This is a genomic window from Arthrobacter sp. Y81, assembly GCF_002929335.1.
GTDB lineage: Bacteria > Actinomycetota > Actinomycetes > Actinomycetales > Micrococcaceae > Arthrobacter.
In genome coordinates, this window is sequence record NZ_PJIL01000015.1 from 40,875 (window position 1) to 58,461 (window position 17,587).

The window sequence follows — 17,587 nt, forward strand, 5'->3', positions numbered from 1 at the left end:
TGGGCCGGTCCGCGCCGGCCCACCCGGGCCCCCAAGCTCCCGCATACGCGTTCCCCAGACCTGCACAGAATCGAGACTCCGCGTTCATGACTGCCGCGACCGCCACCACGGCCGACACCTTCCGTCCGGCCCTGCACTACGCCGCCCGGAACACCTGGCTCAATGACCCCAACGGCCTGATTTTCCACGACGGCGTCTACCACCTCTATTACCAGAACAACCCGCTGGACAATGTCTGGGGCAACATGTCCTGGGGACACGCCACCTCCCCGGACCTGCTCACCTGGACCGAACACCCCGTCGCCATCGCCTGCGACGACGAAGAAGACATCTTCTCCGGCAGCATCGTCTTCGACCGGGACAACACCAGCGGATTCGGCACCAACTCGGCTCCGCCTCTGGTGGCCGTCTACACCAGCGCGTTCAAACCCGGCTCCGGACACCAGGGCATCCAGGCGCAGTCCCTGGCCTACAGCCTGGACGGAGGCTACACGTGGACCAAACACACTGCCAACCCCGTCCTGAACCGCGGGTCAGCGGAGTTCCGCGACCCCAAAGTCATCAGCTACGACGGCGACGCCGGCAGCTATTGGGTGATGGTCGCCGTCGAAGCCACAGACTTCCAGGTTGTGCTCTATAAGTCCTACGACCTCAAGAACTGGGAGCCGCTGAGCACCTTCGGCCCGGCCAACGCCACCGGAGGCGTTTGGGAATGCCCTGACCTGTTTTCCCTCCCCGTCGACGGCGACCCGACGAACCTTCAGTGGGTCCTCACCGTCAACCTCAACCCCGGCGGCCCGAACAACGGCTCTGCCGGGCAATACTTCGTCGGCGATTTCGACGGGACCACATTCACCTCCGCCACCACCGTGACCGAAGGCCCCCAGGACCCGGAATGGTTGGGCGAATACCAGTGGCTGGACTGGGGCCGGGACTACTACGCCGCCGTCTCCTTCAGCGACGCACCCGACAACCGCCGTCTGATGATCGCCTGGATGAACAACTGGGAATACGCCAATCACATCCCCACCTCACCATGGCGCAGCCCCATGGCCCTGGCCCGCGAGATTTCCCTGCACACCATCGACGGTAAACCGCGCCTTACCCAAAAGGCAGCCGGCAATTTCGCCACGCTTCCCGAGGCAGGCCAAAAGTTCACCCTTACGGACACCGAAATAGCCGAGGGCACCCACATCTTGGAAGGTGCCGCGGGCAGCGTCCAGCGCATCGATATCACCCTCACCCCGGGAACAGCCGAGGAATTCGGGCTGGTCGTGCGCGGCGACGGCGACTACGGTACCCGCATCGGCATCAGGCCCGCTGGCGGGGCCCTCATTGTTGACCGCCGCGAATCAGGGCAGACAGACTTTCATGAAGCCTTCGCCTCCATCGACACCGCCCCGATCCGGACTGCGGACGGCTCCTACGAGCTCACCATCTACGTTGACCACTGCTCCGTGGAAGTCTTCGCCCAGGACGGCCTGGTCACCATGACGGAACTGATCTTCCCGGCACCCGGTTATACCGACCTGGCTGTATACGCCAGCGGTGGCTCGGCAACGATCAACAGCCTGCACGTCACCCAATACGCCTAACGCTGACCGTCACCGGCCAGCCCTGCGCAGCCCCAATTCGACGTCGTAGTTGTGGGCGAAGGCCCTCACCGAATCCACACGAAGGGAGGGTCAGTAGCCGCAGGACCGGCGGATGATGAGCTCTGTGGGGAATAGCTGGATCTTCCCGTCTGTGGGCCTCGTGGATGGCGCGCAGGGCGCCTACCGCCAGAAGGTCGGAGCTCGCGAAGTCAGCGATCAGCGCGGCAGGATAACTCTGACCTGGTCCCTGATCTCACTGACGATGTCGTCGACGGTGGCGGCGGCATTAGTCGTGGCCGCCATGCTGAGGAACATAATCGCGGAAATGACGTGCGCGAGCGCGGCTGCGTCGCCGGGCTCGACACGTGGGTCCCGTCGCAGCACGACGGTGATCGCTTCTTCGGTCTGAACAGTCAGGTCGAGGGCGTCGCGGTGGTGGGGTTCCTCGGGATCGCCGAAGACCATCTCCCGCAGGTATGTCCGACCGTTTTCGATCTGGCCGCGATTGCATTCGACAACCGGGCGGACGATTGCCATGACCCCTTCGAGCGGGTCGGGTACCGTCTCGGCTGCAGCTTTGCCCCTAACGAGCGCGTCAGAGTAGCTGGAGTTCTGTACGAGCAGGAGCAATTCGCCTTTTGACTTGGCGTATAGGAACAGTGTGCCGGCACCAATATCGGCCTTGTCCGCGATCTGCTGAGTGGTGACCTCATCCACACCGTGCATTGCGAAGAGCTCGCGGGCAGCGGCTGTTATGCGGTCGAGTTTGGCCTGTTTGTTCCGCTCACGTCGGCCGACCGGCTGAGGGGCGACTGGCATAACACGTCCTCCGGAATAGAATCTGACCATACTCAGTTATGAGTGTAGTCACTACTGTGTGGGCTCGAATGTGCCTGCGTTCATCATCCCACGGCGGCCCGAAGCACCAAGCTCGCTCGTCGGCAGCGGTGACGCTCATGAAAACCTTCGACCTGCTGCACCGCCAGGTGCGGCGATCCAACAATGGAAAGACCGTGAACATGCCTACACTCAACGGAGCAGTCGTCCTTGTCACTGGAGCAAACGGTGGAATCGGAACCCACTTCGTCCGCGATGCCCTCGCCCGCGGCGCGAGCAAGGTCTACGCCACCGCCCGCACCGCCCGCACTTGGGATGACGAGCGCGTCGTCCCCCTCACCCTCGATGTCACCGACCCTGATTCCATCTTGGCGGTAGTCGATGCCGCAGGGGACGTGACAGTGTTGATCAACAATGCCGGCACGTCCGTGTCCAGCCCGGGCATCCTTACTCACTCCGACGAAGAAATCCGGGCCAACGTAGAGACGAACTTCCTCGGCCCGCTGTTCGTGGCCCGCGCCTTCGCACCGATCCTGTCAGCCAAAGACGAGTCCGTGATCATCGACATCCACTCTGCAATGAGCTGGTACGCAGTCGCGGGCATCTACAGTGCCACCAAAGCAGCCCTCTGGTCGGCAACCAACTCGCTGCGCTTGGAACTCGCCCCCGAGGGGGTCCACGTCGTGGGCGTGCACGTCGGATATGTCGACACGGCAATGGCCGCGCACTCGACTGACCCCAAAACAGACCCGGCGGACCTCGTGCGCGCCGTGTTCGACGCCGTCGAGGCGGGCGAGTACGAGGTGCTCGCCGACGACACCTCCGTGCAGCTCAAGGCGGGACTCAGCGCACCCATCGAGGCGGTTTATCCCCAGCTGACGGGCACGAAAGCCTAAGCCGCTCTCGGATGGCGCCGTGATCCTGGCACACGCATGATCACGGCGCCATCAGCCGCTACTTCCCATCAGACGGAGAATGACGCCGTCTTTGACGAAAGTCAGGGTCGCGGACACGTCGCAAAAGTGCTGGTAGGGGGTTGTCGTGGGCAACGTTCGACGGTCCTCGAAACAAATCGCCGTACGTCCGGTGAGGGTCAGTCGGCGAGGAACCTGACGGCCGCGGGTGCGAACTTCTCGTGGAACTGGAAGATGCCGCCGTGGCCAGAGTCAGGATAGATGATGAGCTCGGATCCGCTAATACGACGGTGCAGGTCCTCCGAAAGGATTGAGGGCACCATACGGTCGTTGTCTCCGTTCGCGATCAAGGTGGGCTGGGTGATCTCGGACAGGTCTGCCGCCGCCCCGCGCCCCCACTTCTTGATGGCCTTCAGCTGGGTCTGGAATGCCTTGACCTTGATCGGGGCGTCACGATCGACGGTGCGTTCCTCGAGCCGCTTCACGAATGCTTCTGCGGCTCGCTTGCCGGTGGTGTTGCGGTTGAAGAAAAGGAACTCTTTCGGGTCCGATCGCGTCAGGGCCGCCCGCAGCATGTCGTAGTAGGTGGTACCGGCGACCTTGTCCATGTCCTTTCCGCCTCTCGGCCCCGTGCCCGTGAGGACGAGTCTGCGGACCAGGTCGGGATGTTTCATCACAAGCGCCTGAGCGACCATTCCGCCGAGCGAGAAACCGAAAATGTCGACCTTGCCGAAACCGAGCGCTTTGATGAAGGACACGGCATCGTCGGCCATTGCCTCGATACTGTCGGGCACCCGTCCGGTAGATCCACCCACCCCGCGGTTGTCGAAGGCGATGACATGGCGGTTCTTGGCGATGGGGTCGATGATGCGGGGGTCCCAGTTGTCCAGGGTCGCAGCGAGGTGTACGAAGAAGATGACGGGGACGCCGCGCGTAGGCCCCAGCTCGCGGTAAGCGAAGGTGACGCCGCCGCCATCAGCCGTGACGGTGCGGGCACGTGCCTTGGCGTAGGACGTGATGACAGGCCCGCTCGAAGTGTTGTGAGTGCCCATAATGGTGCTCCCCTGAATTGTTGTGGATTTATCGGAAATGGCTAGTGTTCTGCTCTGCGGTGGCTGATGACGGCTTTGCCGCGAATGCCGCCCTTTTCCAGACCTTGGAGGGCCCGGGCGGTCTCATCGAAAGGGAAGACCTGTCCAACGATGGGTCGGAGGGCTCCGTTGTCGATGAGAGCGGTGATCTGACGTAACTGGTCGCCGCTGGCGCGCATGAATAGGAACTCGTAGCTCACACCGAGCCTCTTGGCCTGGCGCCGGATGCCGCTGCTCAGTCCTGCAATCACAAGACGCAGCACAGGGTTCAGGCCGGCTGCGCGCGCGAAGCTTGGATCCGGGGGCCCGGCGATTCCGATCGCTTTGCCGCCGGGCTTCAAGACGCGCAGCGACTTCCCGAGGTTCTTGCCGCCGAGGCCGTCCAGCACGAGGTCATAGCCGTCCAGTAGCTGCTCGAAATCCTGGCCGCGGTAGTCGATGACGGTGTCAGCTCCGAGCTCGCGAACGAAGTCCGCGTTGGAATTGCTCGCCGTGGTGGCGACGGTCGCACCGAGGTGCTTGGCGAGTTGGATCGCGATTGATCCCACTCCCCCGGCGCCGGAATGGATGAGAACCTTCTGGCCCGGCTGCAGGTTGCCGCGCTCCACCAGGGCCTGCCACGCGGTGAGCGCTACCAGCGGCAACGCTCCCGCCTCCTCCAGGCTGATCGATGCGGGTTTGAGGGCCAAGTCTGTTTCGGCGATGGCGATGCGCTCGGCGAACGTGCCGATGCGGTCCTTTCTTGGCCTGGCATAGACCTCGTCACCGGGCTTGAACCCGAGCACCTTCGACCCGGTCCGAATGACGGTGCCGGCGACGTCGTTGCCGAGAATTATCGGAAGCTTGTACGGCAGGATCTGCTTGAATTCGCCTTCCCGGATTTTTTCATCAAGCTGGTTTAGGCCTGCAGCCATCACGTGGACAAGCACATCGCGATCCCCCACGGTTGGCTCAGGGACGTCCGTTTCCTGCAGCGGTCCCTTGTACTCGTTGATAACGAACGCTCTCATGTCTGCTGGTTCCTTCTTGCTGGATTTGTTTAGTGAGGTCGGCGTACGCCACTGCTACCGGCGGAGGAAATCCCGGACGGCACCGACGAACGCGTGGTGGTTTTGGAAAGCGACGCCGTGGCCTGAGTCCGGGAGCACACATCTTCGGACCCTTGAAGCTGACGACGGCGTGCATTGCTGTCACGACTGTCCTGCGGGTCATGGCGACCACATCGACCCGGTTGTACCCAAGCGCACCGATGACGTCGACCACGTCCGCGGCCATAACCTCGATTGAGTCGCTGACTTGACCGGTGGAGTCGCCGACGCCGCGATATCCCAAAGCGATCACGTGACGGTCAGTGGCAAGGCCGTTCACGACGCCGAGCTCCGGGTAGGCATAATCTGGGCCCGCTACCGAAACAGTCAGCGACGGGGAATTCCGGTAGCTCTGCATTGTGCCCGCCCTAACATGTCCTTTTCTTGGCGCTTTCGTCAGCATATCCGAGTCACCTCAATTATGAGCACGCTCAGTAATGCTGTCAAGGGAGGACTCGTGACAGACGGTTGCACCAGTCGGCAGAACCCGGCAATGCGTCCGGCTTGAGTGATCCTTTGTCGCCTACGGGTCCCGGAAAGGCCTGTATTCCGGCTCGGGAAGCGTGGATACTCGGTGTTGTACACAAGGCGTTGAGCCGCGGGGCGGTCCTCCGTATGGAATCGCGGGAACCGGCGTCGGGATGTTCAGGATTGCTTGGTGAGTGATGGTGGCACGTGTTGACCTGACCCTGGTGGTCGCCGGTGCCCTCCTGCTGTGCGGGTGCGCCGACGAGTCCGGACGGGTGCAGGGCCATTCAGGACTGGTCACGGGTTACGTCCTGACGGCACCGGTCTGTCCGGTCGAACGTGTTGGCCAGCAGTGTCCGCCGCGCCCCGTACCCGGCGCAACGGTCGTTGCCCTGGACAGAGACGGCGTCCGGGGCTCCACGCTCACGGATACGGCAGGTGCCTTCCGCCTGGCGCTGCCAGACGGCCGTTATGTCATCAAGGCCACCAACGTCGGCGGCTATGCGTCAACCGCTTCCGAGGACGTGCTCGTCTCGGACAATCCTGTTCAAATCACGCTGATTGTTGATAGCGGGATCCGCTGAGCCGTCGGGGTAGCACTTGATGCCTGGCCGCCGTCCGGCCGCTGCCATGGCGTGGCTGTGCATTGGAACGCGTGCCGGGCTCCGAGCGCGGTACGCTAATCGCAGGCCAATTCAGGGGGACGTATGGAAGACAGGGCCAAAGACGGCATCCGCGAATTAAACGCTATCCGCCGAAGGGGTTGCCCGGCTGATACAGGCAGCGAATAGCCATGCGGTCAATTCTTATCTGTGCCGCGTGTGGATCAGCTGTGGTTTTGGAGAGGTTGAAATACGAGGGGCCGGGCGCCAAAGGGCCGCAGGACGAAATCCCGTCGCACTGCAGTAACCGGAATTGTGCCAACAGCAGCAAGCTCACGAAGCCAACCACCGGATGGTACCGCCGCGCGTCACTGGGCAGAGAACGACCGAGCTGACGAAAGACGCGCCTGACATCAACCCGGCCTGACTGCACACTGAACTAACGGGAGTGCCCGCCCAGGGATTTCCCCGGGCGGGCACTCAGGTCGAAACGGAGAGTCAGTTCGCCTTGGCGCCGACTGCCGCCCCGACCTCGGCTACACCTGCCGCGCCGGCGAGCCGGAGCCAGGTATCCACCACGGTGTCCGGGTTCAAGGAGACTGAATCGATGCCTTCCTCGACCAGCCACTGGGCAAAGTCCGCGTGGTCGCTGGGCCCCTGCCCGCAGATGCCGACATACTTACCGCGCGCCTTGCAGGCCTTGATGGCCATGCTCAGGAGCTTCTTGACGGCGGGGTCGCGTTCATCAAAGCCACCCGAGACAATCGCGGAATCCCGGTCCAGGCCCAGGGCCAGCTGGGTCATGTCATTGGAGCCGATGGAGAATCCGTCGAAGTAGTCCAGGAATTCGTCGGCAAGCAGGGCGTTGGACGGGATCTCACACATCATGATCACCTCGAGGCCGTTCTCGCCGCGGGTGAGGCCGTTCTCGGCCAGCAGTTCGATGACGCCGCGGGCCTCGTCCAGGGTGCGCACAAACGGGATCATCAGCTTGACGTTGGTGAGCCCCATCTCGTTGCGGACGAAGGACAGTGCCTCGCACTCGAGGTCGAAGCAGTCCCGGAAGGACGGCTCCAGGTAGCGGGAGGCGCCGCGGAAGCCGAGCATCGGATTTTCTTCGTGCGGCTCGTAGGCCGGCCCGCCGAGCAGATTGGCGTACTCGTTGGACTTGAAGTCCGACATGCGCACAATGACCGGCTCCGGCGCGAACGCCGCGGCGATGGTTGCCACACCTTCGGCCAGGCGCTTGATGTAGTAGTCGCGCGGGCTGCCGTACGCGGCGATCCGTTCCCGGATTTCCGTGGCCACGTCGGCCGGCTGTTCGTCCAGGTTCAGCAACGCCTTGGGGTGGATGCCGATCTGCCGGTTGATGATGAATTCCAGCCGGGCCAGGCCCACACCGTGGTTGGGCAGCTGCGCGAACGTGAAGGCCTGCTCGGGGGTGCCGACGTTCATCATGACCTTGACCGGGGCCTCGGGCAGCTGGGTGATCTCGGTTTCCTCGACGCTGAAGTCCAGGAGGCCCTCATAGATGACGCCGGTCTCGCCGTCGGCGCAGGAGACGGTCACCTCGAGTCCGTCGGAGAGCACGTCGGTGGCGGCGCCGGTGCCGACGACGGCGGGAATCCCCAGTTCGCGGGCGATGATGGCCGCGTGGCAGGTGCGTCCGCCGCGGTTGGTCACAATGGCGGAGGCGCGCTTCATGATCGGTTCCCAGTCCGGGTCGGTCATGTCCGCGACGAGGACGTCGCCGGTCTTGAACGCGGCCATCTGGTCAATCGAGGTGAGGATGCGGACGGTTCCGGCGCCGATGCGCTGGCCGATGGCGCGGCCCTCGACCAGGACCCGGCCGGACCCGTTGAGGCGGAAACGGCTCAGGCTTCCGGAGGCGCGGCGGGACTGCACTGTCTCCGGGCGCGCCTGCAGGATGTACAGGCCGCCGTCAATCCCGTCCTTGCCCCATTCGATGTCCATCGGGCGGCCGTAGTGGTTCTCGATGGCGACGGCATGGCGGGCGAGCTGTTCGACGTCGTCGTCCGTGAGGCTGAAGCGGTTCCGCAGCGAAGCCTCCACCGGCACGAAGTCAATGGTGTGGCCGATTTCGCGGTTGCTCGTGTAGGTCATCTGGAGCGCCTTCTCGCCCAGTCCACGCTTGAGGATGGCCGGGCGGCCGGCCTCCAGTGCGGGCTTGTAGACGTAGAACTCGTCCGGGTTGACGGCACCCTGGACGACGGCCTCGCCGAGGCCGTAGGAGGAGGTGACAAAGACGGCGTCCTGGAACCCGGATTCGGTGTCCATGGTGAACATAACGCCGGAGGCGCCGACGTCGGAACGAACCATGCGCTGGACGCCCGCCGAGAGCGCCACTTCAGCGTGCTCGAACTTGTGGTGCACCCGGTAGGCGATGGCCCGGTCGTTGTAGAGAGACGCGAAGACGTCCTTGATGGCCACCAGGATGTTCTCGATCCCGCGGACGTTCAGGAAGGTTTCCTGCTGCCCGGCGAAGGAGGCATCGGGCAGGTCTTCCGCCGTCGCGCTGGAACGGACGGCCCAGGAGAGGTCCTCGGAGCCCCCGTGCTTGTCCACCAGTTGCTGGTATGAGTTCCGGATCTGCGTTTCGAACTCCGGCAGGAAGGGCGTCTCGCGCATCAGCGCGCGGATCTCCTTGCCCGCGGCCGCCAGGGCCGTCACGTCGTCGGTGTCCAGGCCGACCAGGCGGTCGGCGATCTTCTGGTCCAGGCCGGAGTCTGCAAGGAAGGTCCGGTAGGCGTCCGCTGTCGTGGCGAAGCCGTCAGGGACCTGGACGCCGGCAGAGGTCAGGTTCTGCACCATCTCCCCGAGGGAGGCGTTCTTTCCGCCCACCCTGTCCAGGTCCTTGAGTCCGAGTTCTGAGAACCACAGGATGTCTGTCGTCATGGTTACTGCTCCTTTGCAGATGATGGCATGCAGATATGCCGCCCCGCTCGCGGCGATGGCCGGTTGGTGGGCGCGAATCCTGTCCACACTGACAGGTCTGGAGCGCTCTTTCCACATGATGTGCGCCACACCGGGTTTGTGAAAATTTTCCCTAATGCTTGAGGTTCATGCGCTGCAGGATAGTGGCCGCCATTTCCTCCACGGATACCGTGGCTGAATTCAGGTACGGAATCCGGTGGGAGACATACAGCTGCTCGGCGCTGCGGAGCTCAAAGCCGCACTGCCGCAGCGACGCGTAGGGCGAGCCGCGGCGCCTTTCGGTGCGGATTTGGCTCAGGCGCAGGGGGTTCGAGGAGAGGCCGAAACATTTCTCAACGAAAGGCCGCAGCGGCTTGGGGAGCCCCTCCCGCTCAAAGTCCTCGTCCACCAGCGGGAAGTTCGCGGCGAAGATTCCGTGTTGCAGCGCCAGATACATGGTTGTGGGTGTTTTTCCGCAGCGGGACGGCGCCACCAGGATGACCTGCGCCTTTTCCAGCGCGCGCAGGCTCTGGCCGTCGTCGTGTTCCATGGCGTACTCGACCGCGGCCATCCGCGACTGATACCGCTCAGCGTTGCCCAGGCCATGGGCCCTGCCCGGTTCGCCGCTGGCAGCTGAGCCGAGGGCCTCCTCCAGCTGTCCGACATGCGTCCCGATAAGATCCACGACGATGCCCCGGCACGTGGCCAGCGCCTGGCGGATCTCGCTGCTGACAGCGGTGGAAAAGACGATCGGCCGGGGGCCGGTGGCGGCCAGTTTGTCGATAGTGCCGACCACCGTCCTGGCCTGTTCGACGGTCGTGATGAAGGGGACCGTGATGCGGTCAAAGTTATTTGCGGGGAACTGCGTCAACAAGGTGTTGCCGAGGGTTTCCGCGGTGATGCCGGTGCTGTCCGAAAGGAAGTAGACAGGCCGAAGATCGTCATTGGTCATGAACGCATTCTCCCCCACATCAGTTGGCGGATCTCCCTGGCCGCCCTTTGGAGGCGGCCAGGGAGGTCCTGCCAGCTTCAGCCCTGGGCTGTCTGCGACTGGAAAATACGGTCACTGACGTCATTGCGGGACGTAAAAGCCCCTCCCGGCATCCGGACCTCCGCACAAGAGATCGCACAGCAAGCTGGCCTAACCTGTGCAGTGCACCCCATACTTGATCCGCGGATCGAGGACGTGATGCCCGGGCGCGACGGGAACTGCGATGCCTAGATCGAAAATTTCTATGCGCCGCGCGTGGCCGGACTCCGGAGTGTGCTGGCACAAAAGCTCGATGATGTGGCCGTCGGGATCGGCAATGTAGATCTGCTCCACGTAGTCGTCGCGGACGCGCGGTCCGCCCACCCGCTCGAGTCCGCGTTCGCGCATGGCTGCGAGGAACGGCTCGAACGAATCCACCAGCACTGCGAAGTGGTGGCACAGGCCCGTGCGCAATTCTTCACCGCCCCAGCCGGGAGCATGCCGGGAAAGCCGGCCCGGTTCAGTTTCGCGGACTACATGCACTTCCACGTTTCCATTCTGGAAATAGGCACCGTGGAAAACAAAATCCGTGGGCCGGTGGATTTCCTCGAAGCCTAGGACGTTGACGTAGAAATCCCGTGACGCGGCAATGTCTGACACAACCAGGCACACATGGTGCATGCTCATGGTGCGTGCCGGCAGTTCGTTAGTTCGTGACTTCTTGGCTTGGTCTTGACGCATGATGCAACCCTTTGTTCGGCCGTCTCGGCGGTGAGTTTGGCGTGTAAATCGAAGCTCCAGTATTGGCTTCGCCGCAGCAGGCTCGCGCACAAACAGCCCAATTTTCCGGGTTTTGGAACGGATGTTCAGGTTCCCGCGGATTGATTGACCGGCGCATCCCGTGACGGGTTGGATCAGGTCGGCCCGAAACCCTATCCAGTGACGTGCGGCACAGCCGCCGGTCGGCGCTGCCTGTTGTCGCGAAGGAGCGATATGTATCCGATCTGGTATTCCATGACGATGGTGGTCCTCAGCATCGTTGTCCTGTTTTTCATGATTGTGAAGCTCAGGATCCACCCTTTCATCACCATGACAGTTGTCGCCGTCGGCCTTGCCCTGGTCACGGGCGTGCCGCTCATCGATCCCAAGGCCGGCATCTTCGCGGTGATGGAACCGGCCATGGGGAAGCAGCTGGGCCACATGGTGCCGCTGATCGCTCTGGGGTGTGTGATTGGCGAAATAATCCGACGCTCCGGGGGCAGCGAAGTGCTGGGCGAAAAGATGCTCCAGCGCATCGGAAACAAGCGCGGTCCCCTGGCCATGACCATGTGCGGGCTTCTGGTGGGCAGCACCATCTTCTTCGACACCGCCGTCATTCTGTTAGCGCCGGTCACCATCGCCGTCGCCCGGCAGTCCAAGAAATCCATCATCTTCTTCGCCATCCCCATGGCCATCGCTGTCCTGGGCATGCACTCCATCGTTCCGCCGCACCCGGGAGCGGTAGCCATCGCCACGGCACTGAACGTGAACTTCGGGCTTCTGATCATGTACGGGCTGCTCGCGATGCTGCCCGGTGTCGGTATCGCCTTCCTCTACTCCCAGAGGGTGGCCAGGAAAGTGACGGGCAACGGCACCGTTGATATTGACGCAGCCTACGACGGCGGCAGCCTCACCGAGGGTACGCGGCCGGTGCCAGCCGGCGGTGCCGCTTTCGGGGAACCCGCAGGCAGCGGTGGCAACTCCGCCGCGGTGGCAACCGAGCCTGGCCGGTCCGCTACATTGACCGTGCTGGACGGGCACGAGCGTCCCGCCGTCGGGAAACTGCTGTTTGTCCTGCTGCTCCCCGTTGTGCTGATCCTGATCCAGACCCTCGCCGGCTCCCTGCGCCTCGGCGGACCTGCCCAGACGGTACTCGATATCCTGGCGTTCCTTGGCACTCCCTGGCTTGCGCTCACCATCACCGTTTTTTGTGCCTACGCACTGCTGCTGACGCCCAGGGTCCGGCGCGGAGAGAGCATCTCGTTCTTCGGGATGCAGGGGATGAAACCGGTGGGCGAAATCCTGGTCTCGACCGGCGGCGGCGTCGCGTTCGGCTCCATCATCGGTGCGTCCGGCGTGGGCAAGCAACTTCTGGACACCCTCGCGGACGTTCATCTTCCGCTGGTGCTGTTCGGCTTTGTGCTCGCCGCAATCCTGCGGGCAACGCTGGGAACGACGACGGCGGCAGTCACCTTTGTTGCGGTACTGCTGGCACAGTCCTTCGACACGACGAGCCTGAACCCCAGTCAGCTGGCCCTGCTGGCCGTCGGTGTATCGGCCGGCGGCATGTGCTTGTCCAACTTCAACGACGCCGGTTTCTGGGTGTTGTCCCGGTACTTCGGCATCAGCGAACAGGTGATGCTCAAGACGTGGACCGCGGGTGTGACCATCATGGGCGTGGTCAGCGCAACGATAGCGTCGCTGCTGTGGCTCGCGGTGTCCTGAGCCAACTCATGATGCGCCTCTTCCGCTTTCAGGACGCCACGTCACGATGGCTGCTCGATGCTGATGCCCGGTGTGGCCGGTTTCCTGATCGGGAGCAGGCTCGGGCGCCCCGGCTTCTGCCGCCGGATCAGTCACGGTGAACTGGCCCATCATGCCTTCGTCTTCATGCAGGAGCAGGTGGCAGTGGTACATAGAGGCGACGTCCGGATAGGCGTAGTCCTCGAAGGACATGATCAGCCTGTACGTTTTCCGCGGCGACAGATACACGGTGTCCTTTCGGCCCGAGAGGTGGTCCGGTGGCTCCGCGCCGTCGATGCTCAGGATCTGGAACTGGACGTCATGGACGTGGACGTTGTGCGGGAACGGGTTGCCGTTCCTGACTTCCCAGATCTCGGTGACGCCCAAGGTGACGGTTTCGTCGATCCGGTCCATTGCCATCTTCCGGCCGTTGATCTCGCGGCCCTCCACGGTGAAGGACCGGGTCACGGAGGCGGCACGCTCGTCATGCGCGAATGTTGCCAGGCGGGGGGAAATATCTGCCGATGCCTCGAGTACCGGAGCGGCCTGCAGCTTCAAGAGGTCGAAGGAATCCTCGCCGCCGAAGGCAAAGGGCGAGGCCACGGCACCGAGATCGGGCTTTGAGGAGCGGAGCATGGTGTCCTCGCCGGGCGCAAGCGAAAGCACGATTTCGGCCCGTTCGCCCGGGGAGAGCTGGATGTTGCGCCGATCCACCGGCGTTCGCAGCAGCCCGCCGTCGGTTGCCACGAGCTTGAACGGACGGTCATCGGAGAAGCCGAAGTTGTAGATGCGGGGCGGTGGATCCGTTGAGGAGCCGCAGTCGGATCTTCTCGGTGGTGACCCGTGGACGGAGCCAGGCTGCCGTTGACCATGGTGGTGGGACCGAGCACCCCTATTTCGTTGCCGATATTCCGCAGTGACAGCTGCCCGCCGGCCGTGAATTGCTTGTCCTGAACTGATGCGGGCCGCCGTCCATTGCCGCCGGCAGGTGCATGCCATGCCAGTGCACACTCGTGGGCTCGGCCAGCTGGTTGGTGACATTCACCGCCACCTTCTCGCCGCGGGCAGCACGCAGCGTTGGCCGGAGGAAGGCTCCGTTGAAACCCATGGTCTCCGTGGCGCCGGCGTCCGTGAAATCGGTGGTGCCGGCTTGGGCCGTCAAGTCGAAGATCCGGGTCCCGCTCGCAGCTGGTGATCCTCGCCTACGAGACCGGCCTGGTCACACCCAGCCGCCCATAGGCCGCGGGCGGGGTTTCGAAATCCAGTTCTGTTCGTGAAGCAGCTGCAGCAGCGCGTCGGCCGTGAGGTGGTCCGTAACCAGTTCGGAGATCATGCCGCCGCTGATGGCCGCTGCTATCGGCGCGACCTTTTGCCGCCCGGCGGCGACGGCGATTCGCTGCGGGATCCGCCGTAGTTCGTCAGCCCCTATTCCCAGAAGGAAGGGCGCCTCCTCGGTATGGACCAGCGACCCGTCCGCGCACAGAAAGTGGCCGCACAAATGCCCCACCGCCCCCTGCCCCGCAAGCACTTCCAGTTCCCGGGCAGTGACCGGACTGTAGACGCCGGTCCCATCGAAACGCTGCATCGAACCAACCCCCACCAGGGCAAGGTCGCAGCGCTGCCCCAGCTCCAGCGAACCGCGGACCAGTTCCGAGCCCAGGGCGGCGTCGCGCGCCGCTCCCGTCCGGTACACGAACGGCGCCGGCAGGGCACGGAACACCGCGTCCAACCGGGCGGCTATGAGCTGCGCGGTGTTGGGACCCCTCCCCTCTCCTGCGCTGCCTTCCCCTGACCCACCAGCTTCGTCAGACCGCCCGCCGGGCAGGCACCCCAACAGGTCAACCACTTTCAGATCGGGGCGATAGCCCGCTGCCAGGGAGTCGGCAAGGGAGGACAGCGAGCGGCTCGATGCCACTCCCAGAAGACCAACACCCGCAAGCTGCGACTCCAGATAGCGGGCAGCGACGTAGCCGAGCCTGCTTGAGGTCCCGTACAGCGCGCGGGGTTTGTTCGTCGCCACCACGCAGCGGCGCAAGCCTGTCCGCCGCCCTAATTCCGCTTCCAGTTCCCGGACGCGGTCCACGGGCGGCCCGATCCTGAACTGCACAACGCCCCGGGCACGCGCCTCCGCCAGGAGTCGCGAGACACTGGGGCGCGAGAGATGTTCAGCCGCCGCGATGTCGTTCTGCAGCAGGCCGACAATAAAGTAGCCGCGTGCCACCCGCTCCAGGAGCTCGTCGTGAAGGTCCTCCTCCGCCCGGCCCAACGCCTAGCCCACGCCCACGGTCACGCCCAGTTCGGAGGAGCGGCCGAGGACAGATGTGCAGAGCCAGCCGGCGCAAAACTGAGCAGCGCCTTGCCCGACTCGGCGGACTTCTTCGTTCATTGTGGCGTCTCCTGAACGAGGACGGTCATGCTGGCGGCGGTGACCTTGGTATCGCTGAGGTTTGCGATGGCCTGCCGCACAACGGCAAGGTCCCGATCCCCTAGGCCTTGGTCCGTGAGTTTGCCGTAAAGCTCGGCGCCCGCGGAGGCCATCGGCACGGCGGCCCCCACGACTGCAGCGCTCTCCAGCACGAAGGAAAGGTCCTTGCGCATGAATTTCGCCGGGCCGGTAGGGGCGTAGTCCTTGGCCGCCAGCCGTGGTCCGACGAAAGCCAGCACACGGCTGGCGGCCAGCCCGCCGGACAGCACCTCATACAGTGCCCCGACGTCCATCCCCGAGCGTTCGGCAAGCTCAGCGGCTTCCGCGAGCGCCGCCGTCGTGCTTCCCACGATCAGCTGATTACAGGCTTTGGCCAAGGACCCTGCCCCGAGTTCGCCCAGGCGCCGGACCGTGGTGCCCATCGCCTCGAGGACCGGCAGGAGCCGCCCGAAGTGGTCCTCCGGTCCGCCGGCCATAATGGCAAGGGTTCCCCGCTGTGCCCCTTCAGTACCTCCGCTGACCGGCGCATCAAGCACCACGGCGTTTCCGCCGCTGGCTTCGGCAACGGCACGGCCGAAGGCCTGGACGGCCACCGGGGAAACGCTGCTCATGACTGCCACAAGTGTGCCCGGCCGGGGCGGGGTCATACGCCACTCGGCAAGGAGGCCGGAGGCGGCGTCCTCGATGAAGGAGAGGTCCGGGAGCATAAAGATGATCACCGGCTCGTCCCGAAGGGCCGCGACATTTAGGGCGCGGGATCCGCCCAGCCGCATAAAGTCCTCAGCCGCGGCGCTCGAACGGTTCCATGCGGTGACTGACCACCCTGCCTTGAGGAGGTTGGCGGCCATGTGGGCACCCATCAGCCCCAGTCCGACGAAACCGGCCCTACGCGCTATGATGCTCTTCGCCGGACCGGGGGTCTGGGGTTTGTGATCGTTGTTCAATGTCAACCTTGGTTCATGGGCGAGTGCCCGGGTGTACTTGAGCGGGATCCTGCGGCCGAACTATTTGCCCCAGATTTTCCGGTACGCGTCCTGGTAACCTTCCGGGTCCCAGGCATCGGTGGCCGTCGTGTTTTCCTTGGTGGAGACGTGGACCTGCGGGACGTAGCCGCTGGCGGGCTGGTTGTTGAAGGCCCGGTTGAGCTCGTCCACGAGTTGCCATCCTTCCGATTTCAGCGGTGACGGGACCGTGGCAGTCTGGTATTCGCCGGTCTTAATCCGCTGCAGTGCGGAGGAATCGCCGTCGCCCGCCCCCACATTGAACGGAGCCCCGCCCGCTTTCACACCGCCTGCACGCAGTGCTGCAGTCGCGTTTTCGTAGTAGACGTCGTTGATGGCCACGGAGTAGGTCCAGGCTTCGTTGTGCTTGCTGAGCAGCGAGGACACTTCCTGCGGCATTCTTGCACTGACGTCGGAGAGGGGAACGTTGTCGTATTCCAGGACCTTGATGCCGGAGCAGGTTTCCAGTTCCTTCCTGATCATCTGCGATTTGCCTTCGGCAAACGGGATGGAGGAGTCGGTGAAGATGACGACGCCGGCCTTGCCGTTGGATTTGGCGATGACGAAGTCGGCGCTGATTTTCGCAACATCCTCAACCTTGGTGGTGATGTTGGTGAACAGCAGCGGATCGGTGCTGGGACCGGGCGTGGAGAGCGCCTGCCACGCTACCAGCGGGATCTTAGCCGAGTTGGCCTCGGAAACCTGGGCGGCTGTGGTCTTGGGGTCGAAGCCGCCGATCACGATGCCGTCCGGTTTCGTGGTCAGCGCCTGGCTGAAGGCACTCTGGATCCCGGCGGGAGTTCCCAGGCCGTCGATGACTTTGACGTTCCAGCCGATGGTCGCCGCTGCCTCCTGAAGTCCCTTGGCCACTCCAGCGACACCAGGATTGGTCATGGACTGGGCCACGTAGACGAGGGTTTTCCCCGCTGCGGCCTTGGGTCCTGAGGCGGGCCCATCCCACGGACTGTCCGTTTTGGATGCGGCGTCAATGGCCTTTTGCGCGGTGGCGACGACGTCGGAGCAGCCGCTGTCCCCGCCAGCGGTTGCGCCGGCGGCGGCTGACTCAGCCGAACCGCTGGTGCAGGCCGTGAGTCCAAGCGCCATGATGGCGCCGGCAGCGAGCAGCAGTCTTGGGGCGGAGTTGTTCATGGTGAAGCCTT

At 63.9% G+C, this 17,587-nt stretch carries 15 protein-coding genes; 4 read left to right on the forward strand and 11 right to left on the reverse strand.

Going from position 1 to position 17,587, the window contains the following annotated elements; all coding sequences use genetic code 11:
- The first annotated feature begins 86 nt into the window (after positions 1-86).
- Positions 87-1,595: a glycoside hydrolase family 32 protein gene (locus CXQ91_RS17920; protein WP_104175256.1), complete on the forward strand. Its 1,509-nt coding sequence runs from the start codon at positions 87-89 to the stop codon at positions 1,593-1,595.
- A 216-nt stretch (positions 1,596-1,811) separates the two neighbouring features.
- Here the strand turns inward: CXQ91_RS17920 and CXQ91_RS17925 are convergent, their stop codons facing one another.
- Positions 1,812-2,414: a TetR/AcrR family transcriptional regulator gene (locus tag CXQ91_RS17925; protein WP_104175257.1), complete on the reverse strand. Its 603-nt coding sequence runs from the start codon at positions 2,412-2,414 to the stop codon at positions 1,812-1,814.
- Between the two features lie 200 nt (positions 2,415-2,614).
- Between CXQ91_RS17925 and CXQ91_RS17930 the strand changes: the two genes are divergently transcribed.
- Complete coding sequence (locus CXQ91_RS17930) at positions 2,615-3,328, forward strand: SDR family oxidoreductase (protein ID WP_104175328.1); 714 nt, start codon at positions 2,615-2,617, stop codon at positions 3,326-3,328.
- A 197-nt stretch (positions 3,329-3,525) separates the two neighbouring features.
- Here CXQ91_RS17930 and CXQ91_RS17935 read toward each other — a convergent pair whose 3' ends face one another.
- Positions 3,526-4,398, reverse strand: coding sequence for an alpha/beta fold hydrolase (locus CXQ91_RS17935; protein WP_104175258.1), 873 nt, complete (start codon positions 4,396-4,398; stop codon positions 3,526-3,528).
- A gap of 41 nt (positions 4,399-4,439) precedes the next feature.
- Complete coding sequence (locus CXQ91_RS17940; protein ID WP_104175259.1) at positions 4,440-5,447, reverse strand: NADP-dependent oxidoreductase; 1,008 nt, start codon at positions 5,445-5,447, stop codon at positions 4,440-4,442.
- 743 nt (positions 5,448-6,190) lie between these two features.
- Here CXQ91_RS17940 and CXQ91_RS17945 point away from each other — a divergent pair.
- Positions 6,191-6,577, forward strand: coding sequence for a carboxypeptidase-like regulatory domain-containing protein (locus tag CXQ91_RS17945; protein ID WP_104175260.1), 387 nt, complete (start codon positions 6,191-6,193; stop codon positions 6,575-6,577).
- Positions 6,578-7,093: 516 nt separating this feature from the next.
- Here the strand turns inward: CXQ91_RS17945 and ppsA are convergent.
- The 3 genes from ppsA to CXQ91_RS17960 form a co-directional block, all read right to left on the reverse strand.
- Entirely contained in the window at positions 7,094-9,511 is a 2,418-nt protein-coding gene (gene ppsA / locus CXQ91_RS17950; RefSeq protein WP_104175261.1) for a phosphoenolpyruvate synthase, read from the reverse strand.
- Positions 9,512-9,662: 151 nt separating this feature from the next.
- Positions 9,663-10,481: a pyruvate, water dikinase regulatory protein gene (locus CXQ91_RS17955; RefSeq protein ID WP_104175262.1), complete on the reverse strand. Its 819-nt coding sequence runs from the start codon at positions 10,479-10,481 to the stop codon at positions 9,663-9,665.
- 189 nt (positions 10,482-10,670) lie between these two features.
- Entirely contained in the window at positions 10,671-11,240 is a 570-nt protein-coding gene (locus CXQ91_RS17960) for a VOC family protein (RefSeq protein ID WP_104175263.1), read from the reverse strand.
- Between the two features lie 252 nt (positions 11,241-11,492).
- Here CXQ91_RS17960 and CXQ91_RS17965 point away from each other — a divergent pair, with 252 nt between their 5' ends.
- Positions 11,493-12,983 (forward strand): GntP family permease, encoded by a 1,491-nt coding sequence (locus CXQ91_RS17965; RefSeq protein WP_104175264.1) that lies wholly within the window; start codon positions 11,493-11,495, stop codon positions 12,981-12,983.
- 6 nt (positions 12,984-12,989) lie between these two features.
- Here the strand turns inward: CXQ91_RS17965 and CXQ91_RS17970 are convergent, their stop codons facing one another.
- From CXQ91_RS17970 to CXQ91_RS17990, 5 genes are all read right to left on the reverse strand, one after another.
- Positions 12,990-13,748 carry a multicopper oxidase domain-containing protein gene (locus CXQ91_RS17970; protein WP_181038944.1) on the reverse strand — a complete coding sequence of 253 codons (759 nt, stop codon included), beginning with the start codon at positions 13,746-13,748 and terminating at the stop codon, positions 12,990-12,992.
- A gap of 145 nt (positions 13,749-13,893) precedes the next feature.
- Positions 13,894-14,163 (reverse strand): multicopper oxidase domain-containing protein, encoded by a 270-nt coding sequence (locus tag CXQ91_RS17975; RefSeq protein ID WP_258074089.1) that lies wholly within the window; start codon positions 14,161-14,163, stop codon positions 13,894-13,896.
- A gap of 57 nt (positions 14,164-14,220) precedes the next feature.
- Positions 14,221-15,267 carry a sugar-binding transcriptional regulator gene (locus CXQ91_RS17980; RefSeq protein WP_104175267.1) on the reverse strand — a complete coding sequence of 349 codons (1,047 nt, stop codon included), beginning with the start codon at positions 15,265-15,267 and terminating at the stop codon, positions 14,221-14,223.
- 116 nt (positions 15,268-15,383) lie between these two features.
- On the reverse strand, positions 15,384-16,325 hold the full coding sequence (locus CXQ91_RS17985) for an NAD(P)-dependent oxidoreductase (protein ID WP_104175329.1): 942 nt from the start codon (positions 16,323-16,325) through the stop codon (positions 15,384-15,386).
- Between the two features lie 105 nt (positions 16,326-16,430).
- Positions 16,431-17,576 carry a substrate-binding domain-containing protein gene (locus CXQ91_RS17990; RefSeq protein WP_219816543.1) on the reverse strand — a complete coding sequence of 382 codons (1,146 nt, stop codon included), beginning with the start codon at positions 17,574-17,576 and terminating at the stop codon, positions 16,431-16,433.
- Positions 17,577-17,587 lie beyond the last annotated feature (11 nt).